Origin of the sequence: Enterobacter sp. MGH 4 (genome assembly GCF_000534735.1) — a bacterium.
Lineage (GTDB): Bacteria > Pseudomonadota > Gammaproteobacteria > Enterobacterales > Enterobacteriaceae > Enterobacter > Enterobacter intestinihominis.
Window position 1 is genome coordinate 342,440 of sequence record NZ_KI973294.1, and the last position, 26,220, is coordinate 368,659.

Genomic DNA, 26,220 nt, shown 5'->3' on the forward strand with positions numbered 1-26,220 from the left:
GGTAAATATGCAACATCAGGATGCACTCCAACGTAAATTGCCGGAGCGGATCTTCCATGCCGTCTGTTTTGAAGGTATTGCTACGGCGATCCTCGCCCCTACGGCCGCGTGGCTAATGCAGCGCTCGGTGGTTGAAATGGGGGGTCTCACTATTATTCTGGCGACCACGGCAATGCTCTGGAACATTATCTATAACTTTGGCTTCGACCGTTTCTGGCCCGTTCAGCGGGTGAAGCGCACGGCAAAAGTGCGCGCCCTGCATGCGCTGGGTTTTGAATGCGGCTTTATTGTGATTGGCGTAACCATCGTTGCCGCCGTGCTGGGCGTGACGCTGCTCCAGGCCTTCACGCTGGAGATTGGTTTCTTCCTGTTCTTCCTGCCGTACACCATGCTCTACAACTGGGTGTATGACACCCTGCGGGAGAAAATTATCAAGCGCCGCCAGCAACGTCGCGCCCTGGCAAGCGAATGACCTTCCGGCCGGAGACCTTCTCCGGCCCAACCCCAGCGAAGCAACGGCGACCTCAACGCATAATTATGGTAAATTGCACTCCTTTTTGTTCGTTTTATAGTTGATACGTTGCTCTAATGTCGAAAATTTGGTCAAAAGAAGAGACTCTCTGGAGTTTCGCCCTCTACGGCACTGCCGTGGGCGCAGGAACCCTGTTCTTGCCCATTCAGCTCGGCTCTGCTGGCGCAATTGTCCTGCTGATCACCGCCCTTGTGGCGTATCCCTTAACCTACTGGCCGCATAAAGCGCTGGCGCAATTTATTCTGTCGTCGAAGACGAAAGGCAACGAAGGGATCACCGGTGCCGTTTCCCATTACTACGGCAAAAAGATCGGCAACCTCATCACCACGCTCTATTTCGTGGCCTTCTTTGTGGTGGTTCTGATTTACGCGGTGGCGATAACCAACTCACTTACTGAACAGCTGGCGAAACGGATGACGGTGGATACCAGCGTGCGGATGCTGGTGAGTTTTGGCGTGGTGCTGATTTTGAATCTGATCTTCCTGATGGGGCGGCACATCACCATTAAGGTGATGGGTTTCCTTGTCTTTCCGCTGATCGCCTATTTCCTGTTTGTCTCGCTGTATCTGACGGGCAGCTGGCAGCCGTCGCTGCTGACCAGCCAGATGGCCTTCGACCAGCATACGCTGCACCAGGTGTGGATATCGATCCCGGTGATGGTTTTCGCTTTTAGCCATACCCCGATCATCTCGACCTTCGCCGTAGATCGTCGCGAGAAATACGGTGAAGAGGCTATGGGTAAATGCAAAAAAATCATGAAAGTGGCGTACCTGATCATCTGCCTCAGCGTGCTGTTCTTTGTGTTCAGCTGCCTGCTTTCGATTCCACCGTCCTATATCGTGGCGGCAAAAGAGGAAGGGGTGACGATCCTGTCCGCGCTGTCGATGATGCCTTCGTCCCCGGCATGGCTGGGCATTTCCGGCATTATCGTGGCAATTATAGCGATGTCGAAATCGTTCCTCGGCACCTATTTTGGCGTGATTGAAGGGGCAACGGAAATTGTGAAATCGTCACTGAATCAGGTGGGTGTGAAGAAAAGTCGTGCCTTTAACCGCGCGGTTTCGATTCTCGGCGTGTCGCTGATTACCTTTGCGGTCTGCTGCATCAACCCGAATGCGATCTCCATGATTTACGCCATCAGCGGTCCGCTTATCGCCATGATCCTGTTCATCATGCCGACGCTGTCGACGTACCTGATCCCGTCGTTAAAACCGTACCGCTCCATCGGCAACCTGCTGACGCTGATTGTGGGTGTGCTGTGTGTGTCGGTGATGTTTGTCGGTTGAGTGTGCTGCCCGGCGCAATGCCGGGCATCTGTTTTACGCCCGAATATCGTCATACTCCCGCGTATTATCAAACTCATGCTTCGCAAACGGACACAGCGGGATAATTTTACGGTTCTCCCCGCGCATCTTCTCTACCACCTTCGCCACCAGCTGCTTACCCACACCCTGCCCTTTCAGGCTCGGATCCACATCGGTGTGCTCGATGATGCTCAGATGCTCGCCGGTCGGGACAAAGACGATCTCCGCAACCTGATTGCCTTCGGCGTCGTTGACATAAAACTTGTTATGGCCTTCAAGAATATCCATGGTTCCTCACTTATTTTAGGCGGTACTTCAGCGCACCGCTCGGGCAGGTATCAATTACGCGCGCAACAGTTTCTGCATCCACTTCATCCGGTGCGATCCAGGGTTTACGCTTCAGGTCGAACAGCGCCGCGCTGCCGCGTACGCAGTTGCCCGAGTGTTTGCAGATCCCTGTGTTGAAGTAGACATCGATTTTCTCACCGGTATAGGCCCGGTACCCTGCATCCAGTAGCTCCTGATCCATGACATTGCCTCTGTAATGATTGTGGTGACAAATGCAGCATACCCTCACCCGATCCGCCTGACCACGTCAAAAACGACGATCGGATACACTGTTTCGGCTCGTTATTTTACTTCCCGCTTAAGACTATTCCGATTATAAAGACTCAGGTCGGTAAGATATATTTTTGCGCTACGTCAATTCTTGTAATCATTTCCGCCGCGTTCACATTAAGATTATTAGCTAAGCGGAATCCTAACGACATAATTTATTTCCCCCTAAGCAATGGATTTACTTCCGATTTTCAAAAATCGTAACGAAGCGGTATTTCCCCCGCATCTCTGGAAATGGTGCAAAACAACCCAGACAGGAAATTTGACTCTTCTCACATAACGACTAATGTTAATTTCTGAACGACAACTGATACGAATTACTTATCGTATCACCTGACATAAACGCAACATGAGGGTTGATATATGGCAGAGCAACATCGTGGTGGTTCCGGTAATTTCGCGCAAGACCGTGAAAAAGCATCAGAAGCTGGACGTAAAGGCGGCCAGCACAGCGGCGGTAATTTCAAAAACGATCCGCAACGCGCATCTGAAGCGGGTAAGAAAGGGGGACAGAACAGTCACGGCGGGGGCCGTAAATCTGATAACTCCTGATCTTATTTAAAGCTCTTCTAAATATACCGAGAGCATGCTGCGGGCCTGTCGGCTCGCAGTACCTTCCCTTTATTTCACTGGAGCGAATATATGAATATGAAAACTGTTGAAGATGTATTTATTCACCTGTTATCCGATACCTATAGCGCCGAGAAGCAGCTGACCCGCGCGCTAAGCAAGTTAGCCCGCGCCGCATCAAGCGAGAAGCTGAGCGCTGCCTTCACGGCTCACCTTGAGGAGACGCAGGGACAGATCGAACGTATCGATCAGATTATTGAGCAGGAATCCGGCCTCAAGCTGAAGCGCATGAAATGCGTTGCGATGGAAGGCTTAATTGAAGAAGCCAACGAAGTTATTGAGAGCACTGAGAAAAATGAAGTGCGTGACGCTGCATTAATTGCCGCAGCTCAGAAAGTTGAACATTACGAAATTGCCAGCTACGGCACCCTGGCCACCCTGGCTGAACAATTAGGCTATAAAAAAGCCGTTAAACTTCTTGCCGAAACGCTGGAAGAAGAAAAAGAAACCGATCTCAAATTAACCGATCTGGCTGTCGGCAATATTAATCAAAAAGCCCAGAAAGGATAAATATTAATTTGATGAGCATCAGCACCAACAATTAACCAGATAATAAATCACAGGAGTTAATTATGAATCATGTAGAACACTACCATGATTGGCTACGCGATGCCCATGCGATGGAAAAGCAAGCCGAATCCATGCTGGAATCAATGGCCAGCCGTATTGATAATTATCCCGACTTACGTGCACGAATTGAACAACACGTTAATGAAACTAAACACCAAATTACCGTGCTGGAAGAAATTCTCGACCGCAATGATATTTCCCGTTCGGTCATAAAAGATTCCATGAGCAAAATGGCGGCGCTCGGCCAGTCCATTGGCGGCATGTTCCCTTCCGACGAAATTGTTAAAGGCTCCATCAGCGGCTACGTTTTTGAGCAGTTTGAAATTGCCTGCTACACCTCTCTGCTGGCTGCGGCCAAACAAGCAGGCGATACCGCCTCCATTCCAGCCCTTGAATCCATTCTGGAAGAAGAGCGCCAGATGGCAGACTGGCTGCTCCAGCATATTCCACAGACGACGGAACAGTTCCTGCTGCGCTCCGACGCGGACGGCGTTGAAGCGAAAAAATAACGAAATAGGGAGAATGTATGTTTCGACACGTAAAACAGCTGCAATACACGGTACGCGTAGCCGAACCGAATCCGGGCCTGGCCAATCTTCTGCTTGAGCAGTTTGGCGGGCCACAGGGCGAACTTGCCGCGGCATGTCGTTACTTTACGCAAGGATTGAGCGACGACGATCCCGGTCGTAAAGATATGCTGATGGATATCGCGACCGAGGAGTTAAGTCACCTGGAAATTATCGGCACCCTGGTGGGTATGCTTAATAAGGGTGCGAAAGGTGAACTGGCGGAAGGCGTTGAAAATGAAGCGGAGCTGTACCGGTCCATGACCGAAAACGGCAATGACAGTCATATCACTTCCCTGCTCTACGGGGGCGGTACTCCGCTCACTAACTCCGCAGGCGTACCGTGGACGGCGGCGTACGTGGATACCATTGGCGAACCCACCGCGGATCTGCGCTCTAACATTGCGGCCGAGGCGCGCGCCAAAATTATCTACGAACGGCTTATTAACGTAACGGACGATCCAGGTGTTAAAGATGCGCTGGCGTTTTTAATGACGCGTGAGGCAGCACACCAGCTTTCGTTTGAGAAGGCGCTCCAGTCGATCCGTAACAACTTCCCACCGGGTAAATTGCCTCCAATCGAAGAGTACACCAACAAGTACTACAATATGTCTGAGGGGGGAGAAGTTCGCGGAAGCTGGAACAGTGACAAGCACTTCGACTACGTGGAATCTCCTCAGCCAGCGGTCGATGGCGGTGACGGCGGCGCAAGCGTAACGCTCACAACAGAGCAGGCTACGCTGGTCAAAGCAATGTGCGCACGTACGAAATCCGATCCTAAAGCCGATCCGCTTACCAGTGCCGAGCTTGGCGCGGGTAAGAAAAAACCGTAACCGGTTTTGCCAGGCAGCCTGAGGCTGTCTGGCAATGCCTTGTGGGCTATCAGTTCCAGAGGTACGGAGCATGTTCGAGCTTGATGCGTTTCATCTGGCCAGGATACAGTTCGCCTTTACCGTCTCTTTCCATATTCTCTTTCCGGCAATCACCATCGGGCTTGCGAGCTATCTGGTGGTTCTCGAGGGCATGTGGCTTCGCACAAAAAATGATGTCTGGCGCTCGCTTTACCATTTCTGGCTGAAAATTTTCGCCGTTAACTTTGGTATGGGCGTGGTTTCCGGGCTGGTAATGGCTTACCAGTTTGGGACTAACTGGAGCGGATTTTCCCAGTTCGCAGGCAGCATAACCGGCCCTCTGCTCACTTATGAAGTCTTAACCGCCTTCTTCCTTGAAGCCGGATTCCTGGGCGTGATGTTGTTCGGCTGGAACAAGGTCGGGCCCGGCCTGCACTTCTTTGCCACCTGCATGGTGGCGCTGGGCACGCTGATGTCCACCTTCTGGATCCTCGCCTCCAACAGTTGGATGCACACCCCGCAGGGCTTCAGTATTCAGAACGGTCAGGTCATTCCCGAAGACTGGCTGGCCATTATTTTTAACCCCTCATTCCCTTACCGTCTGATCCATATGTCCATCGCCGCCTTCCTGTGCAGCGCCTTGTTTGTGGGCGCGTCCGGGGCATGGCATCTGCTGCGCGGCAACGACACGCCCGCTATTCGCAAAATGTTCTCCATGGCCATGTGGATGGCGCTGCTGGTCGCGCCCATCCAGGCAGTCGTTGGGGATATGCACGGCCTGAATACGCTTGAGCATCAGCCTGCCAAAATCGCCGCGATTGAAGGCCACTGGGAAAATCCGCCCGGCGAGGCTACCCCGCTGCTGCTGTTCGGCGTACCGGATATGGAGGAGGAGCGCACCAAATACGGGCTTGAAATTCCGGCGCTCGGCAGCCTGATCCTGACGCACAGCCTGGATAAACAGGTCCCGGCGCTGAAAGATTTCCCGAAAGAGGACCGCCCGAACTCGCTCATCGTCTTCTGGTCTTTCCGCATTATGGTCGGCATGGGACTGCTGATGATTACGCTTGGCGTGCTGAGCGTCTGGCTGCGCTATCGCCGCCGACTCTATCACTCGCGACCATTCCACTGGTTTGCCCTGTGCATGGGGCCAGCCGGACTGCTTGCGCTGCTCGCCGGGTGGGTCACTACCGAAGTGGGCCGCCAGCCGTGGGTCGTCTACGGCTATCTGCGCACGATAGATGCGGTGTCTCTGCACAGCACGTTGCAGATGAGCATCAGCCTGCTGGCCTTTATCGTGGTCTACTGTTCGGTATTTGGCGTGGGTTATGTGTATCTCGCCCGGTTGATAAAGAAAGGGCCGCAGCCTGTCGGCACGCTAACGTCTAATACGTCGGGCACCCCTGCCCGTCCGCTGTCCGCCGCCGAGTCTGTTCCGGAAGAGGAGAAGATCTGATGGGCGTCGATATCCCGGTCATCTGGTTTGCCATTATTGTCTTCGCCACGCTGATGTACATCATCATGGACGGTTTCGATCTCGGTATCGGCATGCTGTTCAGCTTTGTGGGCGATGCCAAAGAACGCGACGTGATGGTGAACAGCGTCGCACCGGTCTGGGACGGAAATGAAACCTGGCTGGTTCTCGGCGGCGCAGGGTTGTTCGGCGCGTTTCCGCTGGCCTACGCGGTGATTATCGATGCCCTGACCATCCCGCTGACGGCCATGCTGATCGGGCTCATATTCCGCGGCGTGGCGTTTGAGTTTCGCTTTAAGGCGACCCCTTCCCACCGCAAATTTTGGGACTATTCTTTTGCTGGCGGTTCCCTGCTCGCAACCTTCAGCCAGGGGATCGTGGTCGGCGCGATGATCAACGGCTTTGACGTGGAAGGGCGACGCTTTGTGGGCTCCTCGCTGGACTGGTTAACCCCGTTTAACCTGTTCTGCGGGCTGGGTTTGATTGTCGCCTATACCCTGCTGGCTACCACATGGCTGATCATGAAAAGCGAAGGCGCGCTGCAAAACCGGATGCGTGAGCTGACCCGCCACGTGCTGCTGGCACTGATCGCCGTCATTGCGGTGGTGAGTATCTGGACCCCGCTCGGCTGGCAGTTTGTCGCCGAGCGCTGGTTTACACTGCCTAACTTCTTCTGGTTCCTGCCGGTTCCGGTTCTGGTGGCGGTATTCAGCCTGTGGATCTGGCGGCTGACGCGCAATCCCGACAGCCATGCCCGTCCGTTCCTGTTAACGCTGGGCCTGATTTTCCTCGGCTTTAGCGGACTGGGCATCAGCCTGTGGCCACACATTATCCCGCCGCACATCACCCTGTGGGAAGCCGCCGCGCCGCCTGCCAGCCAGCTGTTTATGCTGATCGGCACGCTGTTAATCATCCCGGTGATCCTGGTTTACACCGCCTGGAGCTACTACGTCTTCCGGGGCAAAGTGTCTGATACCGAAGGTTATCACTAAGGATTGCTATGGCAGGCTGGCATACACGCGCCATTATTTACCAGATTGATACCGCCCTGTTTTACGATCTTAACGGCGATGGCTGTGGCGACATCGCCGGAATCGCCGCGAAGTTGCGCTACATCCGCCGGATGGGCGCGACGGTTATCTGGATCACCCCGTTTTACCTCACCCCTTTTCTCGATGAAGGCTATGACGTAAGCGACCATTTGCAGGTCGATCCCCGCTTCGGCAAGCTCAACGATATCATCGCCTTTATTGAACAGGCGCGGGAGCTGGGGATGAAGGTCATTATTGAGCTGCTGATCCAGCACACCTCGGATGCGCATCCCTGGTTTCAGCAGGCCCGCCGCAACCCGCAGTCACCCTACCGTGACTATTATCTCTGGTCTGACACGGACGAGGACGATACGCCACCGATGTTCCCCGGCGTGGAAAAGAGCGTCTGGACATGGGACGACGAAGCGGGGCAATACTACCGGCATATGTTTTATCACCACGAACCGGATCTCAATCTGGCCTCCTCGGCGGTGCTGAAGGAGGTTGAGAACATCATCATCTTCTGGCTAAAGCTCGGGGTGTCGGGCTTTCGCCTGGATGCAGCGTCGCACCTGACAAAACAGGCCGGGCGTGGAGATGAAAAACGCGGCCTGTGGATCCTGGAGCATCTGCGCCGTCTTATCGAACAGCGCAATCCGGACGCGATCCTGCTCGGCGAAGTCGACGTGGAGGTCGACGCCTACAAAGATTATTTTGGTCAGAATGACCGGCTCAACCTGGTGCTGAATTTCTGGCTCAATAAGTACTTTTACGTCAGCCTTGCAGAGAAGAGCGCACGACCGCTGCGCAACGCAGTGAAGAAGATGATCGTGCCGCCGGACTCCTGCTGCTTCGCCAACTGGCTGCGCAATCATGATGAGCTGGATCTGGAAGGGATAGGCAAAAAAGCGAAGCAGACCGTCATTGATGCCTTCGCCCCTGATGAAGAGATGAGCGTGTATCAGCGAGGGATCCGCCGCCGTCTGGCGCCGATGCTTAAGGGCGATCGAAAGCGGCTGGCCTTTTGCCATGCGGTCTTGTTTTCGCTGCCGGGCGTACCGGTCATGCGCTACGGGGATGAAATTGGAATGGGCGATGATTTAGATCTGGAGGAGCGTTACGCCGTACGCACCCCGATGCAGTGGGCCGGATCGCAGGGCGGCGGTTTCTCAGATGCCGACCCGAAAACCTTTATCGCCCCAATGATTGACCATGGTCCGTACCGCTATCAAAAAATCAACGTGGCGGATTCGCTGTTGCACCGCAACTCCCTCCTGCACTGCATTATCGATATCGCCAATACGCGCTCGGAGTTTCCTGAGATCGGCGTCGCGCCGTTTCGTCTTATTACTATCGACAACGATGCGGTACTGGGGATCTATTACGAAACCGACACGCGCAGCATTCTGACCTTCGTTAACTTCAGCGATAAGCCCGTTAATTTTACCGCCAGAGGGATCCGGCATGCGACATGGACCGCATGCCTGGCGGACAAACGCTACGACGACGCGCTGGAATGCGGCAAAACCGTCGCGCTTAACCTCAGCGGCTATGGCTACCGCTGGTTCTGGACCGATCGTACCGCACTGCGCTGATTATCGTTTCCGCGAGAGCAGCAGACGCGCCACGATCGCGCCCGTGACGGCGAGGGAGCCGAGCAGCACTTTCCCCGGCATGCCGGAGGTCACGCTGGTGGCGCGCTCTTTTGCTTCGTCGGTGAAGTGCCCGTGGATTTTATGCAGATCGTTAACCGGCTGATCCAGATAGTCCTGACGGTCATCCGCATTTAGCGTATCGGTCATCTGCCCTTCCCAGGCCTTTTTAACCATCAGCCGGTCCAGAAAACCGGGGAAAAGAAACTGCCCGACAATCGACTGGACAGTGCTGCTGCCCACCCATAGCTCCCGCACCGGTTTCTGCGCCACCTTAAAAATAGCGCTGGCGGCCACTTCCGGCTGAAAAACGGGGGGGACCGGGCGCATCGCCCAGGCAAATTTATTCCTCGCCCACTCGAACTGCGGCGTATTGAGACCCGGCATCTGTACCATTGCGATCTGCACCCGGCTGTTTTCATGCATCAGCTCGGTGCGTACGGCATCGGTAAATCCGCGGATCGCGGCCTTCGCCCCACAGTAGGCTGACTGCAAGGGAATGGAACGGTAGGCCAGCGCGGAGCCAACCTGAATAATCGTTCCACGATCGCGAGGGGTCATTAACTCCAGCGCGGCGCGGGTGCCGTTAACATAGCCCAGATAGGTCACCTCGGTGACGCGGCGAAACTCCTCCGGGGACATGGTGCGAAACGGCGCCAGCATCCCGCCCATGGCGTTATTCACCCACACATCGATGGCTCCAAGCCGGTATTCAATTTCGTTAGCAGCATCGGTCACCGCCTTGCTGTCCGCCACGTCGGCCTGAACGGCACACGCGTTGATCCCGAAACGGCGCAACTCCTCTTCTGTGGAGCGCAGGCTCTGCTCATCGCGGGCAATAATGCCTACATCGTAGCCCGCTTTAGCAAAGTGCAGCGCCGTGGCTTTCCCCACGCCCGCCGTACCGCCGGTAATAACGATAACAGCCATAGCCTTTCCCCTTATCTCAGACGTTATCCCATCCGGAGAGTATTTCGATCAGTTCAGACAGCGAATAACGCACCGCTTTTTCCACCACATCCTGACATTCACCGGAAAACAGCACGGTACGGGTTTCGGTCTGTCCGCGAATATTCCAGCCGAAGCAGACCGTACCGGCTGCCGTGCCATCGTCTCCCCCTTCCGGTCCCGCATAGCCGCTGATGGCAACACCAATATCCGCCTCGGCAATATCGCGAATTTTAGCGGCCATCTCAGTAACCGTTTGTTCACTGACGGCGGTGAAGCGCTCAATCGTTTCGTGCCGCACGCCGAGAATCCTCTCCTTCGCCGCATCGCTGAACACCACCATGCCAACGTCATAAAATTCCGCCGTGTTCTCTTCAGCGCAAAGCGCAACCGCGAGATTACCGCCGGTGCAGGACTCCGCCGTGGTTAGACGCAGTCCTCTTTCTGTGAGCGTCGTGGCAAGCTTTTTCGTCAGCTCGCTGATGGTCGTATTATTATCGTGAATAAGGTTGCTCATGGATGTGCCCCTTAGTTAATTTTCTTCAGGAATAATTGAAATATGGCCGTTACGCTCAAGGATCGCGTACTTAATATCCTTTAATTCCGTTATGCCGTGGTTCTGGCGTGCTGAAACCAATATATCATCGCAGGATACATCGACTTTTTTCAGTTTATCCGCAATGGGAATACCATTCTCTACCAATATCACCGGGGTGCCATCAAGAACATTCTCAACAGAAGAAGAATATTTTTTAATCAGGCCAAAAATAATATCCACCACCACCAGCGTTGTTATTGTAATCATCGCACCGGTGACGGAAAAATCTTCGCCCAGTAGCGCCTGCTGTGTCGCCTCACTGATAATTAAGAGCAAAATAAGGTCAAAGCTGGTCATTTGCAGCAGGGCGCGCCGTCCGGCGACTTTAAACACGATCACCAGAAACAGGTATATTGCCAGGGCACGAAAAACCATGTCCATATTCGACTCCTAGGGGTAAATAAACTGCCAGAAGCGGATATCTGGCCCGTTGTTTACGCGGATGCTGTTGGTCCATTTCCCTGCTTTTGTCGGCGTGATGAACAGCAGGACGGTGAACTTATCGCTCTGTTTCAGATTGTCGTAAACGAGAAACAGGGTGTTCCCCCGGCTATACATGCTGTCCGGCTGCGGCCAGACGCTGCCCGGCTCATATACGTCGCTGCTTTCGCTGGTCAGGCTGAGAATATATTTACCCTCAGACGTCACCGGAAACGTCAGCGTCATCCGCGATTCGGTCTGGCGGCGGCCGAAGCGCTCATAGCTCAGCTTCAGGGATTTTGCTTCGTTTGTTTTCTCCACGTCGCTAACCGCACCGCTGGAAAACAGGCCGGCTAACGCGGCCACGATAATACCTAACAGAACAATAAAACCCACCTGACGAAATGCATACTCAAACGTCAGTAAACGATAACTCTCTTTTATCCCAGGCACTTTTTCATTTTTTGGTTCCATGGCTTTTGTCACCGTTTCGCTTAATTGCCGAATTTTTTGATTTTTCTACGCAAATGCTTTTAAGACTTATCACATTTGCCACATAAAGGAATAGCAACAATACTTAATAAGTCAAGACATCCAAAATGAAGGATATCAGATGAAATTATCAGTGATTTCAGCCTTGTTAATATTAATTATCCCTTCCGCATGGGCAGATAATAACGGCGGGTTACAAAAGGGTGAAGCGCCGCCACCGCCGCATGCCCTGGACAGTGGTTATCGTGGTACCGATGATGCGCGCATTATGACCATTACTCAGGCAAAAGAGATGCATGATGGCGCCTCTATTTCATTGCGCGGCAATCTTATTGATGGCAATGGCGATAAATACGTATTCCAGGATAAAACCGGGAAAATCGACGTTATTATCCCGAAAGCCGTATTTGACGACAGAACCGTGGAACCCGACAACATGATCAGTATTAGCGGCTCGCTCGATAAAAAATCATCCCCACCCGTAGTGCGGGTCAGCCACTTGCAAAAATAATTCAGCGAAGCGTTAACGCTGTAACTATCCATCAAATCTCACCCCTAACAAGGAGTTAGCTATGAGTGATAATGAACAACGTACGAACGCTTACCCAACGCCACCTTTCCCGGAGCAGCCCCAGACGCCACCGGGCCTGGCCTCTGAAATGGACCCTGTTCCCGATCACGGCGAGACAAGCTACAAAGGGCATGGCCGGCTTACCGGTAAGAAGGCGCTAATTACCGGGGGCGATTCCGGCATCGGACGCGCGGTAGCCATTGCCTATGCCCGCGAAGGGGCAGATGTCGCCATTAACTATTTGCCGGAAGAGGAAGAAGACGCTGCGGAAGTGATCGCCCTGATTAAAGCGGAAGGACGGAATGCCGTCGCGCTACCGGGCGATGTGCGGGACGAAACTTTTTGTCAGAACCTGGTGGAACAGGCCGTCGGAAAACTGGGCGGGCTGGACATCCTGGTGAATAACGCAGGCCGCCAGCAGTACCGTGAGACGCTGGAAGAACTGACCACGGAAGATTTTGACGCGACCTTTAAAACCAACGTCTATGCGCCTTTCTGGATCACAAAGGCGGCGTTGCGCCACATGAAAGCTCCCGCTTCCATCATTAACACCTCATCTGTACAGGCGGTAAAACCGAGCGCCGTACTGCTTGACTATGCGCAGACCAAAGCCTGTCTCGCGGTGTTTACCAAAGCGCTGGCGAAACAGCTGGGTCCGAAAGGGATCCGCGTGAACGCGGTAGCGCCCGGACCTTACTGGACCGTGCTCCAGCCCAGCGGGGGGCAGCCACAGGAAAAAGTGAAACATTTTGGCGAGAGTACCCCTCTGGGACGCCCGGGACAGCCCGTGGAGATCGCACCGCTGTATGTCACTCTGGCCTCGGATGAGTGTTCATACACCTCCGGGCAGGTCTGGTGTTCTGACGGCGGCGACGGCGTCATCTAGCGCTCAAGCAGCGCAGAGTGTAGGCCGGGTAAGGCGAAGCCGCCACCCGGCAAATTGTTGCAGGCGAATGCTAAAGGGCTGCGAAAGCAGCCTTTCTTACATTTAAGGGGTGACGACAGGAAACCAGAAACTGAAGCTCTCCATGCAGCGCAGCATTTCGTCTACCTTCGCGGCGTTGCCGACGATCGTCACCTCTCCTGCCTGTTGCGCCTTTTTCAGCGTGGTCTCCTTAAGGATGATTTTGTTCAGCGTTTCGCGGCTGAGCGTAATGGTTGCATCCGGATCTTCTGCCTGGATATTGGCACTGTGGTTTAGCACGCCATTCTCCAGCTCCAGCTTATACCTGCCGCCCTCGCGGCCTAAATCAACGTTAAAAACGCCTCTGGCATTCGCCGCTCTGACGCCGTTAAGGTGAACGCCGAAGTAGTCAAAAATCATCTCAGTCGACATGGCACGGACCGCATCCGGGCTGGCGGTTTTGGGCGTCGGCTTTATCTTCACGCCGTTACGCAACTCTTGCGCACCGGTGAGGTAGGCGTTACGCCACGGCCCTGACTCCGCATGGTATCCCAGCTGTTCAAACGCATCGGCTTCCAGTTCGCGCGCCGCCTTATTATTCGGATCGGCAAAAACGACTTTACTGACCACCTGAGCCACCCAGCGATAATTCCCCCGGGCATAATCGACACGGGCTTTTTCAAGGATCGCGCGGGCTCCGCCCATGTAATCGACATACTTTTTCGCCGCCTCGACCGGAGGCAGTTCATCGAGCGTCGCCGGATTGCCGTCGAACCAGCCAAGATAGTAGACATAGGTGCCTTTGACGTTGTTGCTTACCGAGCCGTAATAGCCACGGCCTGCCCAGGATTTAGCCAGCCCGTAAGGCAGGGCGAAATTAGCGGCTATTTCATCCCTCGTCAGCCCCTTATTCGCCAGTCTGAGCGTCTGGTCGTTGATATAGCGGTAGATATCACGCTGGCTTTTCATCAACTTCACCACTTTTTTGTTACCCCACGTGGGCCAGTGGTGCTGCGCGATAATGATTTCCGCTTTATCACCCCAACGATCGATGGCGTTATTGATGTACTTTGACCATGCCAGCGGATCGTGTATTTTCGCCCCGCGCAGCGAGTAGGTATTGTGCAGGGTGTGAGTGACGTTCTCTGCTGCTTCGATCAGCTTTTTCTCTTCCACATACCAGAGCATTTCAGACGGTGCTTCCGATTCCGGCGTCAGCATAAAGTCATAGGTGAGACCGTCAATGACCTCTTTCTGCTCCTCTTCGGTAATAGAGTGAGTGGGCGCGATGAGCGTGACCGTTCCGGCTGAGGTGGTAGTCCCCAGACCTGCCCCCACCTGCCCCTTCACACCGGGTTTCAGCAGGTTTCCGTGGATATAGCTGGCACGGCGGCTCATGGCGTTTCCGGCCATGATATTTTCCGATACCGCCTCTTCCATAAAACCGGCTGGCGCATAGACTTTCACTTTGCCGGACATTACCCCGGCTTCATCAATTACGCCACGCACGCCGCCATAATGATCGACGTGGCTATGGGTATAAATAACGGCAACAACCGGACGTTTGCCGCGATGCTTAACGTAAAGATCCATGCCCGCTTTAGCCGTTTCCGCAGACACCAGCGGATCGATAACCGTGATCCCCTCTTTGCCCTCTATGATTGTCATATTCGACAGATCGAGGTTGCGGATCTGGTAGACGCCTTCCGTGACTTCAAACAGACCGCCGATATTATTCAGCTGCGCCTGACGCCACAGGCTCGGGTTGACGGTATCCGGCGCTTTTTGCCCTTCTTTGATAAAAGCGTATTTCTGGGGATTCCAGATAACGGCGCCTTTTTCACCTTTAATCACCGCAGGTGGCAGCGGGGCAATAAAGCCTTTATGCGCATTTCGGAAATCGGTTTTATCAAAGAAGGGCAGTTGACCATAAAGTGCATCATTCATTTGTTTCGTATGGGCAGTGGCTTCCTTCACCTCCTTTTGTGCCAGGACAGGCAATGAGATCAACGAGGCCAATAGCAGACCAGCAACGGCCATCGCACTAACGAGAGTTTTAAATTTCATACATCCTCGAGGCGTCATATTCACGCTGGCGGTACATGGGGGGAAAGGAGGCTATCACCGGGCTTTTCTTTTACCTATGGAAATAACGTTTATAAATAAATAAGTTTATTCTTTCGTCGCTGCGGCCTTCAGGGATAATGCTGAGTCCAATTATTTCCCCGGAGTGATTCGATGAAGAGCCTGCCGTTCTTTTTCGCTATATTAAGTCTGAGCACATTAACAGCATGTAGCTCTCCACCACCAGACAACGTTGAAAAGATTAATCATCTGCAAATTCCGCTGGTATTACCGGGGGAAAAACCGCCGCAGGCACAGATATCTCATATCGCGTCTCTTTATCAAGAAAATAAACAGCAGATCGATAACTTAACGCGCAGCGTAAAATCACAGTATCTTCAGGACACTACCGCAAAAGAAATTTTTGTTGCGGACAGCGCTGTTCAACGCGTTTACGCCTCGCTGACCAAACTGGAACAGTTAGATATGGTTAATCAGCAATACCTGAAAGACAATAATGTCACGGGCCTGCAAAATATTCATATTATGCTTGAACCGTTATTCGCCAGCTGACAACAAAAAACCCGGCAACATAGCAGCCGGGTTTTTCTTAATCGCCATATCACATGCATCAGTCGTACTGACCAAAGCGATAGCTAAGCCCTGCGGTGACGGAACTCAGGTCGCTGCTCACACCGATCTGGTTTGCATTACCCACATTGCTTACCCACTGATATTCCAGGCGGCCAGCCCAGTTTTTATTGAAGGCGTATTCAGTACCCACAGCTGCAAGCGGGCGCACACCGGTTTCAAAACGATTGTGACCACTTACATCGGATTCAGCGCGATAGCCCATCGCACCGGCACGGCCGTAGATATCCCAGTCATTGGTCAAGGCATAGCTTGCCTTCAGGGACATTTGCAGACCCTGCGTCTTCATTTGCGCCCCTGCGCCATGCTGACCCTTGATCTGCATGTTGCCTAAATAATCATAACCGCCTTCTACCGCAAGCCATGGGGTAATCTGGTAACCCGTATAAACACCCCCACCGACATTATCATGGTCAAAATCGAAGTGGTCGGAATTATTGTTATCAAACGCTTTTGAACCCATATTGGTATCAAAATAGTGTGACCAGCCGAATTTCGCTCCGCCATACCAGGTGCCCGCATCAGCGGCGGCGAACGCGGAAGTGGCGGTAAACGCATTAACCATAATCAAAGCGAGAACTGTCTTTTTCATAAATATACCGTTTACTTAATAAAGATAAAACTTAGAAAGCAAACGATATAGAAAATTAACAGCCTCGTTAATTCCATTTCTGTTTAATTTTAAACTTCCCCTAGAATGATTCAGGTAAGTGTCTGACTTCAAGCAAATACCCACCGCGCTTAAAGGAGATATATTCTCCCTGTTTAAGGGCGGATAATACATTGAGTATACTACTGCGAGAAAGCAGCGTACGATCCTGAATATATTCCAGTATCGTGGTACGCAAACGCGTCTCCTCCGGGAGCAAAATCATTTCCTGAAGGTGGTTACGAATAACGGAATAGGTACGCTGCTGGAGTACCTGCGCATCACGGAATATCAAATAGGCCGTATGGTATGAGAGCAGCGCTGCGACATCCTCCCAGACGCCCTCGGTACGGAATAACTCGGCCGCCTTGTCCGCATCGAGACGTAAAATGGTCGACTCCCTTTCCGCACGGAGAAAATGGCCTTGCGTAGGCTGGATCATCTCAGCAATACCAAACAAATGCGGCTCGTAAACGGTCACGACCACCAGTCCATCCGATGTCCGCAGCAGGGACAGCTCCCCTTCCAGAAAGAGGTACATCTGCTGTTTCCCCTTCCGTAACCAGGTGAGTCGCTTACGTGGAACAACGTGCACTTTCTCCGCTATCGGCTCAAGGATAGCGGTCAGTCGTTCGATGGATTTTTCGGGTCGAACAGGCGGTAAAATATGCATGGTACAACCTTCTGACATTCAGTATCTGCCATTATAGACCATATATTTTAAGCGGTTAGGCGATCAAAACTGATAGCTGTAGTTGACGCTGGCAAACCAAAGATAAGGATGGTCGTAACTTCCGGCAAACGCCACCGGCGATTTCACATGCGACGACTGCATATGAAGATACGACACGGCAATACCAATATTGCTGGCCGGGGTGATTTGATACTGGGCTCCCGTACCAAATCGCCACTCATCGCCGGTAGGTAAGGTTAAGGCCACATCGCTCTGGCTTTCATACGGCGAGCTATCGAACGCCACACCGGCATTCAGTCGCCACTGAGGCGTTGGACGATACTGCACGCCCACCGCACCGTGCCACGTGTCCTTCAGGCGGCTGACGTTGTTAAGCTGCTGGTCCCCGACGACGATTTGCGGCGCGCCGAACTGGCTCCAGTCCTGCCAGCCGAGATCGCCCATAACCGACCACTGCGGGTTAATGTCATGCACAAGGCTGAGCATAATTTGCTGCGGCGCGCTGATTTGTGCTGACACCGGCAGGTCGTAGGTGCCGTTCTGAAGACGCGCGTTGCCGTCAATATTGAAGCTGTAGTCCGTTTCGCTGTTCCAGGTAATACCAGCTCGGGTCTGGTCAGTTAGCTGCATCAGCAGCCCAAGCCGATAGCTCATGGCCAGGTCTTCATCGCGTCGCCGATAGTCATCATCATTAACGCTGCGAGTCAGCGAGAAGTAACCGTAGTTAACGTTGGCGGACGCGCCAATCGAAAGATGGTCGTTAAGCTTATAGGCCAGCGAGGGGCTGAGCGTCATGGCTACCATGGTACTCTTTTTAATCAGTCTGTCGCCCGCCCAGCTGCCGTAGTCGATCCCCAGGCCGTAATTACCGTAAAGCCCGACCCCGGCATAAAGATCATCGTTTATCTTCTGACTATAAAAGGCGCTGGCATTCGGGATGGTTTTCATCACATCGCCGGGGCTTTGATGGGCATCGTTATCCAGCTGGTTGTCGATGGAGCCATCCATAACCTGTAACCCACCGGTGACCATATGATCCGGTAAGCGCGTCATGCCAGCCGGGTTGGTCATAATTGTAGAGGCATCCTGCGCACGAGCCGCCTGCCCTGCTCCGGCAAGCGCGGTATCTTCGGTGCCAGCTTCATAAAAATAGAGGGCGCTGGCATGGGCACTGGAGGCAGCTAATAAGCCAGCGCACAGGAGGAGTCGTGTTTTCATCTGCGATCCGGGAAATAAAAAATTTGCCGACAGATATAACAGGGGCGATTGATTACGTAAAAAGAAAGAGGGTTTAATTTTAAATTATGCGCGCGCGTAATTATATTTATGACACTCCAGCGACAGCCGGAACAAAGGCACCGTGATTCTGCATGCACCGGGAGAGGAATTGCTTACAATGCCGTTTGTACTCGTTCGGCTTAAGACAAGCGTTACTCACTACTGGGATCGCCCTTATCCTCTCGCATGGATTCGATAAACTCCCGTTGCTCCGGTGTGAGTTCAAGCTCATCCAGCAGGCGTTCTAACTCTTCTTCAGGCGATTCCTTTTGATTCTTTCTCTTCCCGCTAGCCATACTCACCCTTGAGTTATTAGGATTAATCTCAGGGTATCCAGGGTACAGGAAATGTGCAACTTAGCGTGTTATGCCATGAGTGATTCATTGTTTAGCAAAAGCAGACTAAAAGCATATAAAATCACCCTTTACGCATAAAAATTCAGTGTTAGCATGGAGGTACATAATTTTTTTCTGGAGATGGCTATGCTGGACATAACTCATTTTGGGCTTTTCGCCCTATCTGTATTTCTCCTTTCCGTTACACCTGGGCCTGATATAGCCTACGTGGTAGGTCAAAGCGTGGTTAATGGAAGACGCGCGGGAATTATCTCTGCCGCTGGTGTAGCATTAGGTAGTTGCACACATGCAATTGCAAGCGCTGTGGGATTAACCGCGTTGATAACAGCATCTCCGATGATGTTCACCATCATTAAGTCTCTCGGTGCGGCTTATCTGGTGTATCTCGGTAGTAAGATGATTTGGGGAACGCTGACAAAGCAAACCACGAATCACAACGAAGCTGAACGCGTTACGGCAAAAGCGACTCTGACGAGTCTACTTACTAAAGGTTTCATAACTACCTTAACCAACCCGAAGGTACTGTTATTCTTCATCTCCTTTTTCCCTCAATTCGTTGCGCCTGGAAGCGAGCACCTGACCTGCTCCCCGTTGATTAGTACACCCCGATGTTAGTAATGTCTTCATAAGCCACATGAGGACATCCCCATGAAGAAGCGTTTTTCCGACGAACAGATCATCAGTATTCTCCGCGAAGCCGAAGCTGGGGTACCCGCCCGTGAACTCTGCCGCAAGCATGCCATTTCCGATGCCACGTTTTACACCTGGCGTAAGAAGTATGGCGGTATGGAGGTGCCTGAAGTTAAGCGCCTGAAGTCGCTTGAGGAAGAGAACACCAGACTCAAGAAGCTGCTTGCCGAAGCCATGCTGGATAAAGAGGCGCTTCAGGTGGCTCTTGGGCGAAAGTACTGACGACAGACCAGAAGCGGGAAGCCGTGATGTTGATGTGTGATGCGACCGGTCTGTCGCAACGTCGTGCCTGCAGGCTTACAGGTTTATCCCTGTCGACCTGCCGCTATGAGGCTCACCGTCCGGCTGCTGATGCGCATTTATCAGGGCGCATCACTGAGCTGGCACTGGAGCGCAGGCGTTTTGGCTACCGTCGTATTTGGCAGTTGCTGCGCCGTGAAGGGCTTCATGTTAATCATAAGCGCGTGTACCGGCTTTATCACCTCAGTGGCCTGGGCGTAAAACGCAGAAGACGTCGTAAAGGGCTGGCAACAGAACGTCTGCCGCTGCTCCGTCCGGCGGCGCCCAATCTGACCTGGTCGATGGATTTCGTCATGGACGCACTTTCCACCGGTCGCAGGATCAAGTGTCTTACCTGCGTCGATGATTTCACAAAGGAATGCCTGACGGTCACTGTTGCCTTTGGGATTTCAGGCGTTCAGGTCACGCGTATTCTGGACAGCATTGCACTGTTTCGAGGCTATCCGGCGACGATAAGAACTGACCAGGGGCCGGAGTTCACTTGCCGTGCACTGGATCAATGGGCCTTTGAGCATGGTGTTGAGTTGCGCTTAATCCAGCCGGGCAAGCCAACGCAGAACGGATTTATTGAGAGCTTTAACGGACGATTTCGCGATGAATGTTTGAATGAGCACTGGTTCAGCGATATCGTTCATGCCAGGAAAATTATTAATGACTGGCGGCAGGATTATAACGAATGCCGCCCGCACTCCACGCTGAATTATCAGACACCGTCTGAATTTGCAGCGGGCTGGAGAAAGGGTCATTCTGAGAATGAAGATTCCGACGTTACTAACTGAGTGTTGTATCTAATCGTGGGGGCAGGTCAATTGTCGCCCCAACTTCTTCGCAGGATACAGCAATACTATTATCAATCACTTTAACTATATCAGCTGTAACTTTTCCTTGTAGCTTTGATGCCACTTGGTAGGATTCTAAAAATGCTTGCTTATTTCCACGAATTGTTAAAACGCGTTCAATACTTGAACGTAGATCTGAGTCTGCCTTCCTAAGCTCCATACTTGTATCCGCTAAAGCGCTTGCACTAATTACAGCGATGACAGTCGCCAAGATTATGTATTTCATTTTGATTTCCTTTAGAAGCTGGCGATACGCGTGCCTACGTTTTATTAAACACTCACAGTCTTATATATCGGTAACACTCATCACGAATCGCCATTTTTATCTCATAACCTGCCTGTGTAGTGAGAATAATCGTACAGAAAATGACGGGGTAATCATAGGGTAATCTTAAGATTAATCCTAACCAAATAACGTATAAAGATCGGGGTTAATGTAGCCTAAGTTAAACTTTAAACTTTCATTTCAGAATCGCTTAACTTTGTAGAAGCCTTGCGCCGTGCGGCTCCAGCGATCATTGTCCACAATGAACACTTTCATGTTCGGTGCAAGTTGCTTAAAGACTCTTTATAAAAATGAAACATCGGTTTATTTTCACACCAAAACTCACCATTTGATTAGCACTCTAATTATTTCATCATGCAATCAATTTAAATGAGAAAATTCTCATTTCCTATGCGATATCGCCATTCTTTAGGACATTAGAGTTATCTGTCCTATTCATCCCCCATTAGAAACAATCACTTATGATCAACCTCGATTTTATCGCCTTTTTTCGGCTGTTTCTGGTGCCAAAAGCCACGGCGAAAATAAATAAGTTGACAAGAGCCACTTTCCATGAAACAAGAGAAATAAAAATAAAATCGTTATAAATCAATGCCTTGATATTCGGCGCGGAGGGGCAGCAGAATTGGGTGCGTCACGAAGATCGCGTTAAGCACGTCAAGCAACCGCGCTCCGCTAAATCGGCTTTAATCGCATTTAATGCCACCTAATACCGTCGAAATCCGGCAATAAGACATTTATGCAAATAAGTAGAAATTGACCTTGCTAACCATCTGTTTTTGATCAATATTCATACCATCGAGACAGGCTAAGGAGGTAAGAGAATGGCAATCAGCAAGGGTGCAAAACGTACTGACGGACTGGACAGCGCCGATCAGGTGAAGATGGTAGTGGAAGAAATCGCGAAGAAGAGCCAGACAGTGGCGGATCTCTTCCTTATAGGTGTTGAGACACAGCTTCGCGGCGTGGATATGCGTTCGTGGCGTTGGGATGAACTGAATATCGGTAGCAAAGTATTGCGCATCACCCAGGACAAAACCAAAGAAGCGGTAGAAGTGGAATTGACAGAGACAGCAAGGGAAGTGCTCAAGGCTCGTTACAACGAGCGCGGGGAAAATGTGTATGTGTTCCAGAATGACAGCAACCGGAGCAAAGGTAAGCCGATCAGCCGTTCCAAAATCCACGCAGAGATTCAGTATGCAGTGGACAAGCTCAAGATGCAGCGCTTAATTCCACAGGAAGCAGTGATCAGTATGCACAGTGCCAGGAAAACAGTTGCGACCATCGCCCATAAAAACCATGAAGACCTTGAGGTGATTAGTAAGATGTTGGGCCATCGCTCAACCGAGCACACACGCGCCTACCTGGGGATCACACAGGCCAAAGTAGACGCATTAAGAACGAAGTATTCAACGGGGATCAAGAGAGGGACACGCGCATGAAACGCTTACTTGTGCTGACGCTGGTAATACTTCCAGTTATCTCCGCTCAAGCTGGGCGCATCACGTTAACGTTAACGGATGAACAGGAGACAGACAACGCGAAGATATGCGTTTATTCCAACGCAAATTATACGGAGACAGTGACGGTTAAGCCGTCCGAGTCTTGTAAATACACCCGGACATTTGAGGATTAGCCAAAACTGTGCATCATCATTAGCAGGGATAAGACTTTATAAGAAATGCCGTAACAAAATAACCTAAACGTTGAGAAGCTATAACAGCTCTTTTGCTTGGTTCAAAGTGATCATAGTAATCTGCAAGGTGATCTGAAAATTTTTGAACGTTCAACTGCTCTCCAGCAGGATAACAAATTATTTTACTATGTCCTTTGAGTGTTGAAAGGTCATTCAGAGAGAGCGCGCCATCTACTATCCCACTTAAATTCTGATTTGACATTTTTTCGAGTAAATGGATTTTTGCTCTTTCATCTTTTGTTAACGGACTTGCAGGATCGTTAGCAGACATAAGCATAGCTTTGTAACTAATGAAATCATGAACGGTCATTGCTGAAACATTAGACGAATAACCCACAATAACGACCAACGCAAAGAACAATCTGAATAATGAAAACTCTTTCATACTCTTCATCCAAGTAACAAGCTAAGTGAATCCTACTACACCTTTTGTTGATGTGGCTACAGGCTTTGAGAGGATGATATGAGGGGGCGCAATGCCCCCCTTTTTCTGACTTAACGAACTAAGCCAACATTACCTAAAGACTAAATTCAGTCGTCCATCTCCAATGGTTCAAAGTCCGACCATGAATAATCACGAGCTGTAAAGCACTCGGTATAATCTTCTAAAAAAATAAGTCCTGAACGCCCTGCTTTTGCAAACGTTAACTTACCTTGGACGTTAAGCAAATGCCCGTTGTACATGCGATCACCTTCGGGATCATACTCACCTGACAGTGTTCCCGTATCAGAAATTGACCACTCATCAACCGACTTCCAAAGATCACCACTGAATGTAAGGTTGTAATCCATATCGGGAAGGGATTCGAAGTGAGCGTTACTCTCGGCCATCTCCCCAGAGTCTGACGCTTCTCGGTATATCTCTTCCTCAAGGATTTCCCGAATATGGTCATCATAGAAATCATCCACTGATTCGGATACCTTGGCAGACAAGCCAGACTTTAATTCTGAGATGAAGATACGAAAGGCATCATCAGATACGCCAAACTTCAGCGCTCTTTCCAAGCCTTGAGGCAAATTCAGAACAATATATTCTGCCTCAGAAAGGCTATGTTCAAGCTGTGGCTTCTTGTCTTCTTCAACCATTGCCGCATGGCTGGCATAGCCTAAGAGAGCAGAAATCACCTCGTGAAGATGGGAACGTTTCAACGGTGTGTTGCGTATTTCAGGGTGTTGAGAAATGTTGTAGCAGATAGATTGGATAGCAGCGTTCATGATAAACCTCTCCGGCGTATCAGATCTCTTGGCAGTCATTTAAGGTTTGGTATTGGACATTTTGTTACCCTCAACCATTTGCCAGATCCGACACTTTGAAGAAGGTTTAAAAGAATGTATGCGGTACTGCTACCTTTTTTAAGCTGTCCAAAACTTAGGCGGGTGCCTAAGTTCACAATACCACCTAAGAAATAAAATGCAATAGCAGACAATAAGCCCGTTGGTGGTAAGACAACGAGCGGAGCCGTTAGGCGACTTCATCAGGGTTATGTCAGACAGTGAAGTTTATCAGGATGACCATGTACCCAAAGGGAGCGAGGCCGAACCGCTGGCAGAGCTTGCATATGGTCTGCAAGTACCGTGACCACCATAAACCTGTTTATTCCCTGCAACGTCATCTCGACGTGTGGCATGTGGGAGCATCGGCAAAAAATGCGCTTCACTGTAAGGTTATGAGAATCAATGCCCGGATCAGGCTTTGCCTTCACGTTGTGCTATCGCGGTGTGAGGATTGGAACTGCCGCCGACGAATAGTTATACTCTCATTTCCGTGTAACTATCCGTGACAACTAACAATGTAACTCCCATTGGTAGATCGTAGTTCAATGGTAGAACGATCACGACAACTTATGTTAAGTAAGTTGTTGATAGCAAAACGAGTTTTATCGAAGTTTTGCCACAAGGGGAGAGATCTGGAGCGGGCGAAGGGAATCGAACCCTCGTATAGAGCTTGGGAAGCTCTCGTTCTACCATTGAACTACGCCCGCTTTGAGGTGCGTAAGGCATTATAGACCTTACGCCTCTTCATACAAGCCTTTACCCCACTAAGTGGCGATTAAATAATCACTTAGCACTTCGGTTTACTGCCCTGCGCCGGAAGATAACGCTGCGGATCGATGGCAGTGGCCTTATAGCGAATCTGGAAATGCAGCTTCACCGTATCCGTCCCGGTACTGCCCATGGTCGCAATCTTCTGCCCCGCCTTCACGTTCTGGCCATTATTCACCAACATCGTGTCGTTATGCGCATATGCCGTAATGTAGTCCTCACCATGCTTAATCATGATCAGGTTACCGTATCCACGAAGCTGGTTACCGACATAGACCACCTTTCCGGCCCCTGAAGCGTAAACCGGCGTGCCGCGTGCGGCAGCGATATCAATTCCTTTATTGCCCCCTTCCGAGAGCGAGTAGGGCGCAACCACTTTTCCGCTTGCAGGCCAGATCCAGCAGCGCTGACCGACCGGCGGCCAGGATGATTTAGGCACCTGATAGGATGGCGTCACTTTGGCTGTTTTACGCGTTGAGGACTTTTTCCCTGAGGAGGAACCGCCGTTAACCTTGAGCTTTTGCCCTATCTCAATGGTATACGGTGGAGAGATATTATTCAGGCGCGCCAGCTCCTTCACGCTGGTCCCCGTGGCACGTGAGATGCGGTAGAGCGTGTCCCCGCGCTTAACGGTATAGACGGCACCGGAATAACTGCCCATATCCGAAGATTTACTCCCCGAGCATCCTGCTATAAGTAGCGTCAGCGTCAGGCAGAAAATGGCAATGATCGGGTTTCTCGTCAGGCTTCCTGCAAACAAAACAGCTCCTCGGTCAGCGTGAATGGCGCACTATGATAGCAGCCCAAACTGATGCGGGTCATGCCCTTTTCCGCTCTGTGGGCCAAACCGTTCGCATAAGAATGCAGTATAATAATTCCGCTGATGGTGCTGAACCATTAAGCATTATGGCACTGGAGCATCAATGAGTATTCAAGAACACGTTATTTTGGTAAATGACCAGGGAAAGGTGATTGGCACTCAGGAGAAGTACGCCGCGCACACGTCACACACCCCGCTACACCTGGCCTTCTCTTCATGGCTGTTTAACGCTAACGGAGAATGTCTGATTACCCGGCGCGCCTTAAGTAAAAAAGCCTGGCCCGGCGTGTGGACCAACTCCGTTTGCGGACATCCACAGGCCGACGAAGCGACAGAGCAGGCGATTATCCGCCGCTGCCGCTTTGAAGTCGGCGCCGAAATCACCGACATCACCCCCGTTGCCCCGGCGTTCCGCTACCGTGAAGCCGACCCTTCAGGGATCGTTGAAAACGAGATCTGCCCGGTCTATGCCGCCCGCGTAACGAATACCCTCGCAATCAATAGCGACGAAGTGATGGAGTATCAGTGGGTGGAGCTGGACGCGCTCTTCCGCGCGCTGGACGCCACACCGTGGGCATTTAGTCCCTGGATGGTGCAGGAAGCGAACACTGCGCGCGAAAAACTCAGCGCTTTTGCGGCGCAATAAAAAAGCCCCGGCGATAAACGCACGGGGCTTTTTTTACGTCTTAACGG

Annotated in this window: 30 protein-coding genes, 1 tRNA gene and 1 pseudogene; 16 read left to right on the top strand and 16 right to left on the bottom strand. The window is 51.6% G+C overall.

What is annotated here, in order from left to right:
• The first annotated feature begins 7 nt into the window (after positions 1-7).
• Both L350_RS06675 and L350_RS06670 read left to right on the top strand, forming a co-directional pair.
• The gene (locus L350_RS06675) at positions 8-472 is read left to right on the top strand and encodes a multidrug/biocide efflux PACE transporter (protein WP_032626069.1); all 465 of its coding nucleotides are present in this window, start codon (positions 8-10) and stop codon (positions 470-472) included.
• Positions 473-588: 116 nt separating this feature from the next.
• Entirely contained in the window at positions 589-1,818 is a 1,230-nt protein-coding gene (locus L350_RS06670) for an amino acid permease (RefSeq protein WP_022649259.1), read from the top strand.
• Between the two features lie 33 nt (positions 1,819-1,851).
• Here L350_RS06670 and L350_RS06665 read toward each other — a convergent pair whose 3' ends face one another.
• Positions 1,852-2,124, bottom strand: a complete 273-nt coding sequence (locus tag L350_RS06665; RefSeq protein WP_006811846.1) for a GNAT family N-acetyltransferase — start codon at positions 2,122-2,124, stop codon at positions 1,852-1,854.
• 10 nt (positions 2,125-2,134) lie between these two features.
• Positions 2,135-2,365 (bottom strand): 4Fe-4S mono-cluster protein YjdI, encoded by a 231-nt coding sequence (gene yjdI / locus L350_RS06660; protein WP_022649260.1) that lies wholly within the window; start codon positions 2,363-2,365, stop codon positions 2,135-2,137.
• Between the two features lie 452 nt (positions 2,366-2,817).
• Here yjdI and L350_RS06655 point away from each other — a divergent pair, with 452 nt between their 5' ends.
• From L350_RS06655 to L350_RS06625, 7 genes are all read left to right on the top strand, one after another.
• Complete coding sequence (locus L350_RS06655; protein ID WP_022649261.1) at positions 2,818-3,006, top strand: con-10 family general stress protein; 189 nt, start codon at positions 2,818-2,820, stop codon at positions 3,004-3,006.
• A 90-nt stretch (positions 3,007-3,096) separates the two neighbouring features.
• The gene (locus L350_RS06650) at positions 3,097-3,594 is read left to right on the top strand and encodes a YciE/YciF ferroxidase family protein (protein WP_003862851.1); all 498 of its coding nucleotides are present in this window, start codon (positions 3,097-3,099) and stop codon (positions 3,592-3,594) included.
• A gap of 62 nt (positions 3,595-3,656) precedes the next feature.
• Entirely contained in the window at positions 3,657-4,163 is a 507-nt protein-coding gene (locus tag L350_RS06645; protein WP_017382870.1) for a ferritin-like domain-containing protein, read from the top strand.
• Positions 4,164-4,180: 17 nt separating this feature from the next.
• Positions 4,181-5,053 carry a manganese catalase family protein gene (locus tag L350_RS06640; protein ID WP_032626071.1) on the top strand — a complete coding sequence of 291 codons (873 nt, stop codon included), beginning with the start codon at positions 4,181-4,183 and terminating at the stop codon, positions 5,051-5,053.
• Positions 5,054-5,123: 70 nt separating this feature from the next.
• Complete coding sequence (locus tag L350_RS06635; protein ID WP_003862857.1) at positions 5,124-6,527, top strand: cytochrome ubiquinol oxidase subunit I; 1,404 nt, start codon at positions 5,124-5,126, stop codon at positions 6,525-6,527.
• Positions 6,527-7,537, top strand: a complete 1,011-nt coding sequence (cydB, locus tag L350_RS06630; protein ID WP_022649265.1) for a cytochrome d ubiquinol oxidase subunit II — start codon at positions 6,527-6,529, stop codon at positions 7,535-7,537. Before L350_RS06635 ends, cydB begins: the two co-directional genes overlap by 1 nt.
• Positions 7,538-7,545: 8 nt before the next feature.
• Entirely contained in the window at positions 7,546-9,171 is a 1,626-nt protein-coding gene (locus L350_RS06625; RefSeq protein ID WP_032626074.1) for an alpha-amylase family protein, read from the top strand.
• Here L350_RS06625 and L350_RS06620 read toward each other — a convergent pair whose 3' ends face one another.
• The 4 genes from L350_RS06620 to L350_RS06605 are packed head-to-tail and all read right to left on the bottom strand — an operon-like array spanning position 9,172 to position 11,668.
• A complete protein-coding gene (locus tag L350_RS06620) occupies positions 9,172-10,158 on the bottom strand; it encodes an SDR family oxidoreductase (RefSeq protein ID WP_032626076.1) in 987 nt (328 codons plus the stop codon).
• 16 nt (positions 10,159-10,174) lie between these two features.
• A complete protein-coding gene (locus L350_RS06615) occupies positions 10,175-10,693 on the bottom strand; it encodes a 2-oxo-tetronate isomerase (RefSeq protein WP_022649268.1) in 519 nt (172 codons plus the stop codon).
• A 15-nt stretch (positions 10,694-10,708) separates the two neighbouring features.
• Positions 10,709-11,155, bottom strand: coding sequence for a DUF421 domain-containing protein (locus L350_RS06610; RefSeq protein WP_022649269.1), 447 nt, complete (start codon positions 11,153-11,155; stop codon positions 10,709-10,711).
• Positions 11,156-11,164: 9 nt separating this feature from the next.
• Positions 11,165-11,668, bottom strand: coding sequence for a hypothetical protein (locus L350_RS06605; protein ID WP_032626079.1), 504 nt, complete (start codon positions 11,666-11,668; stop codon positions 11,165-11,167).
• Positions 11,669-11,807: 139 nt separating this feature from the next.
• Here L350_RS06605 and L350_RS06600 point away from each other — a divergent pair, with 139 nt between their 5' ends.
• Positions 11,808-12,197: a YdeI family stress tolerance OB fold protein gene (locus L350_RS06600; protein ID WP_022649271.1), complete on the top strand. Its 390-nt coding sequence runs from the start codon at positions 11,808-11,810 to the stop codon at positions 12,195-12,197.
• 61 nt (positions 12,198-12,258) lie between these two features.
• A complete protein-coding gene (locus L350_RS06595) occupies positions 12,259-13,143 on the top strand; it encodes an SDR family oxidoreductase (protein ID WP_022649272.1) in 885 nt (294 codons plus the stop codon).
• 102 nt (positions 13,144-13,245) lie between these two features.
• Here the strand turns inward: L350_RS06595 and L350_RS06590 are convergent, their stop codons facing one another.
• Positions 13,246-15,228 (bottom strand): alkyl/aryl-sulfatase, encoded by a 1,983-nt coding sequence (locus tag L350_RS06590; RefSeq protein ID WP_032626081.1) that lies wholly within the window; start codon positions 15,226-15,228, stop codon positions 13,246-13,248.
• A 171-nt stretch (positions 15,229-15,399) separates the two neighbouring features.
• On the opposite strand from L350_RS06590, the gene L350_RS06585 reads away from it, so the two are divergent.
• Positions 15,400-15,798 (top strand): hypothetical protein, encoded by a 399-nt coding sequence (locus L350_RS06585; protein WP_022649275.1) that lies wholly within the window; start codon positions 15,400-15,402, stop codon positions 15,796-15,798.
• Between the two features lie 58 nt (positions 15,799-15,856).
• Here L350_RS06585 and L350_RS06580 read toward each other — a convergent pair whose 3' ends face one another.
• From L350_RS06580 to L350_RS24485, 4 genes are all read right to left on the bottom strand, one after another.
• Complete coding sequence (locus L350_RS06580) at positions 15,857-16,468, bottom strand: outer membrane beta-barrel protein (RefSeq protein WP_022649276.1); 612 nt, start codon at positions 16,466-16,468, stop codon at positions 15,857-15,859.
• A 100-nt stretch (positions 16,469-16,568) separates the two neighbouring features.
• A complete protein-coding gene (locus L350_RS06575) occupies positions 16,569-17,198 on the bottom strand; it encodes a winged helix-turn-helix transcriptional regulator (RefSeq protein WP_032626083.1) in 630 nt (209 codons plus the stop codon).
• Positions 17,199-17,261: 63 nt separating this feature from the next.
• Positions 17,262-18,437, bottom strand: a complete 1,176-nt coding sequence (locus L350_RS06570; RefSeq protein ID WP_032626085.1) for an OmpP1/FadL family transporter — start codon at positions 18,435-18,437, stop codon at positions 17,262-17,264.
• 212 nt (positions 18,438-18,649) lie between these two features.
• Positions 18,650-18,793, bottom strand: coding sequence for a hypothetical protein (locus L350_RS24485; protein WP_022649279.1), 144 nt, complete (start codon positions 18,791-18,793; stop codon positions 18,650-18,652).
• A 186-nt stretch (positions 18,794-18,979) separates the two neighbouring features.
• On the opposite strand from L350_RS24485, the pseudogene L350_RS06560 reads away from it, so the two are divergent.
• Positions 18,980-19,450 (top strand): annotated as a pseudogene (locus L350_RS06560) (LysE family translocator); the annotation flags it as partial.
• A gap of 51 nt (positions 19,451-19,501) precedes the next feature.
• Positions 19,502-20,622, top strand: a protein-coding gene (locus L350_RS06550) for an IS3-like element ISSen4 family transposase (protein WP_085950818.1) whose coding sequence is annotated in 2 segments (ribosomal slippage) — positions 19,502-19,760 and positions 19,760-20,622 — 1,122 coding nt in all. Because the reading frame shifts where the segments join, the coding sequence is not laid out codon by codon here.
• Here the strand turns inward: L350_RS06550 and L350_RS0122540 are convergent.
• Positions 20,615-20,908, bottom strand: coding sequence for a hypothetical protein (locus L350_RS0122540; protein WP_032626087.1), 294 nt, complete (start codon positions 20,906-20,908; stop codon positions 20,615-20,617). The two genes, L350_RS06550 and L350_RS0122540, sit on opposite strands and share 8 nt — an antisense overlap.
• A gap of 884 nt (positions 20,909-21,792) precedes the next feature.
• Here L350_RS0122540 and L350_RS06545 point away from each other — a divergent pair.
• Positions 21,793-22,410 (top strand): tyrosine-type recombinase/integrase, encoded by a 618-nt coding sequence (locus tag L350_RS06545; protein ID WP_032626089.1) that lies wholly within the window; start codon positions 21,793-21,795, stop codon positions 22,408-22,410.
• A gap of 213 nt (positions 22,411-22,623) precedes the next feature.
• On the opposite strand, the gene L350_RS0122545 is transcribed toward L350_RS06545, so the two are convergent.
• From L350_RS0122545 to actS, 4 genes are all read right to left on the bottom strand, one after another.
• A complete protein-coding gene (locus L350_RS0122545; RefSeq protein WP_144300345.1) occupies positions 22,624-23,049 on the bottom strand; it encodes a hypothetical protein in 426 nt (141 codons plus the stop codon).
• A gap of 146 nt (positions 23,050-23,195) precedes the next feature.
• Entirely contained in the window at positions 23,196-23,879 is a 684-nt protein-coding gene (locus tag L350_RS06535) for a hypothetical protein (protein ID WP_050595081.1), read from the bottom strand.
• A gap of 693 nt (positions 23,880-24,572) precedes the next feature.
• Positions 24,573-24,646: transfer RNA gene (locus L350_RS06530), tRNA-Gly, on the bottom strand.
• A gap of 80 nt (positions 24,647-24,726) precedes the next feature.
• Positions 24,727-25,467, bottom strand: a complete 741-nt coding sequence (gene actS / locus L350_RS06525) for an amidase activator ActS (protein WP_022649300.1) — start codon at positions 25,465-25,467, stop codon at positions 24,727-24,729.
• Between the two features lie 163 nt (positions 25,468-25,630).
• Here actS and idi point away from each other — a divergent pair, with 163 nt between their 5' ends.
• Positions 25,631-26,173 carry an isopentenyl-diphosphate Delta-isomerase gene (gene idi / locus L350_RS06520; protein ID WP_022649301.1) on the top strand — a complete coding sequence of 181 codons (543 nt, stop codon included), beginning with the start codon at positions 25,631-25,633 and terminating at the stop codon, positions 26,171-26,173.
• The last annotated feature ends 47 nt before the right edge of the window (positions 26,174-26,220 follow it).

Bases quoted from the DNA above. Each gene is read 5' to 3' on its own strand.
- L350_RS06675 (WP_032626069.1), top strand. From the start codon at position 8: ATGCAACATCAGGATGCACTCCAACGTAAATTGCCGGAGCGGATCTTC.
- L350_RS06670 (WP_022649259.1), top strand. From the start codon at position 589: ATGTCGAAAATTTGGTCAAAAGAAGAGACTCTCTGGAGTTTCGCCCTC.
- L350_RS06665 (WP_006811846.1), bottom strand. From the start codon at position 2,124: ATGGATATTCTTGAAGGCCATAACAAGTTTTATGTCAACGACGCCGAA.
- yjdI (WP_022649260.1), bottom strand. From the start codon at position 2,365: ATGGATCAGGAGCTACTGGATGCAGGGTACCGGGCCTATACCGGTGAG.
- L350_RS06655 (WP_022649261.1), top strand. From the start codon at position 2,818: ATGGCAGAGCAACATCGTGGTGGTTCCGGTAATTTCGCGCAAGACCGT.
- L350_RS06650 (WP_003862851.1), top strand. From the start codon at position 3,097: ATGAATATGAAAACTGTTGAAGATGTATTTATTCACCTGTTATCCGAT.
- L350_RS06645 (WP_017382870.1), top strand. From the start codon at position 3,657: ATGAATCATGTAGAACACTACCATGATTGGCTACGCGATGCCCATGCG.
- L350_RS06640 (WP_032626071.1), top strand. From the start codon at position 4,181: ATGTTTCGACACGTAAAACAGCTGCAATACACGGTACGCGTAGCCGAA.
- L350_RS06635 (WP_003862857.1), top strand. From the start codon at position 5,124: ATGTTCGAGCTTGATGCGTTTCATCTGGCCAGGATACAGTTCGCCTTT.
- cydB (WP_022649265.1), top strand. From the start codon at position 6,527: ATGGGCGTCGATATCCCGGTCATCTGGTTTGCCATTATTGTCTTCGCC.
- L350_RS06625 (WP_032626074.1), top strand. From the start codon at position 7,546: ATGGCAGGCTGGCATACACGCGCCATTATTTACCAGATTGATACCGCC.
- L350_RS06620 (WP_032626076.1), bottom strand. From the start codon at position 10,158: ATGGCTGTTATCGTTATTACCGGCGGTACGGCGGGCGTGGGGAAAGCC.
- L350_RS06615 (WP_022649268.1), bottom strand. From the start codon at position 10,693: ATGAGCAACCTTATTCACGATAATAATACGACCATCAGCGAGCTGACG.
- L350_RS06610 (WP_022649269.1), bottom strand. From the start codon at position 11,155: ATGGACATGGTTTTTCGTGCCCTGGCAATATACCTGTTTCTGGTGATC.
- L350_RS06605 (WP_032626079.1), bottom strand. From the start codon at position 11,668: ATGGAACCAAAAAATGAAAAAGTGCCTGGGATAAAAGAGAGTTATCGT.
- L350_RS06600 (WP_022649271.1), top strand. From the start codon at position 11,808: ATGAAATTATCAGTGATTTCAGCCTTGTTAATATTAATTATCCCTTCC.
- L350_RS06595 (WP_022649272.1), top strand. From the start codon at position 12,259: ATGAGTGATAATGAACAACGTACGAACGCTTACCCAACGCCACCTTTC.
- L350_RS06590 (WP_032626081.1), bottom strand. From the start codon at position 15,228: ATGAAATTTAAAACTCTCGTTAGTGCGATGGCCGTTGCTGGTCTGCTA.
- L350_RS06585 (WP_022649275.1), top strand. From the start codon at position 15,400: ATGAAGAGCCTGCCGTTCTTTTTCGCTATATTAAGTCTGAGCACATTA.
- L350_RS06580 (WP_022649276.1), bottom strand. From the start codon at position 16,468: ATGAAAAAGACAGTTCTCGCTTTGATTATGGTTAATGCGTTTACCGCC.
- L350_RS06575 (WP_032626083.1), bottom strand. From the start codon at position 17,198: ATGCATATTTTACCGCCTGTTCGACCCGAAAAATCCATCGAACGACTG.
- L350_RS06570 (WP_032626085.1), bottom strand. From the start codon at position 18,437: ATGAAAACACGACTCCTCCTGTGCGCTGGCTTATTAGCTGCCTCCAGT.
- L350_RS24485 (WP_022649279.1), bottom strand. From the start codon at position 18,793: ATGGCTAGCGGGAAGAGAAAGAATCAAAAGGAATCGCCTGAAGAAGAG.
- L350_RS0122540 (WP_032626087.1), bottom strand. From the start codon at position 20,908: ATGAAATACATAATCTTGGCGACTGTCATCGCTGTAATTAGTGCAAGC.
- L350_RS06545 (WP_032626089.1), top strand. From the start codon at position 21,793: ATGGCAATCAGCAAGGGTGCAAAACGTACTGACGGACTGGACAGCGCC.
- L350_RS0122545 (WP_144300345.1), bottom strand. From the start codon at position 23,049: ATGAAAGAGTTTTCATTATTCAGATTGTTCTTTGCGTTGGTCGTTATT.
- L350_RS06535 (WP_050595081.1), bottom strand. From the start codon at position 23,879: ATGAACGCTGCTATCCAATCTATCTGCTACAACATTTCTCAACACCCT.
- idi (WP_022649301.1), top strand. From the start codon at position 25,631: ATGAGTATTCAAGAACACGTTATTTTGGTAAATGACCAGGGAAAGGTG.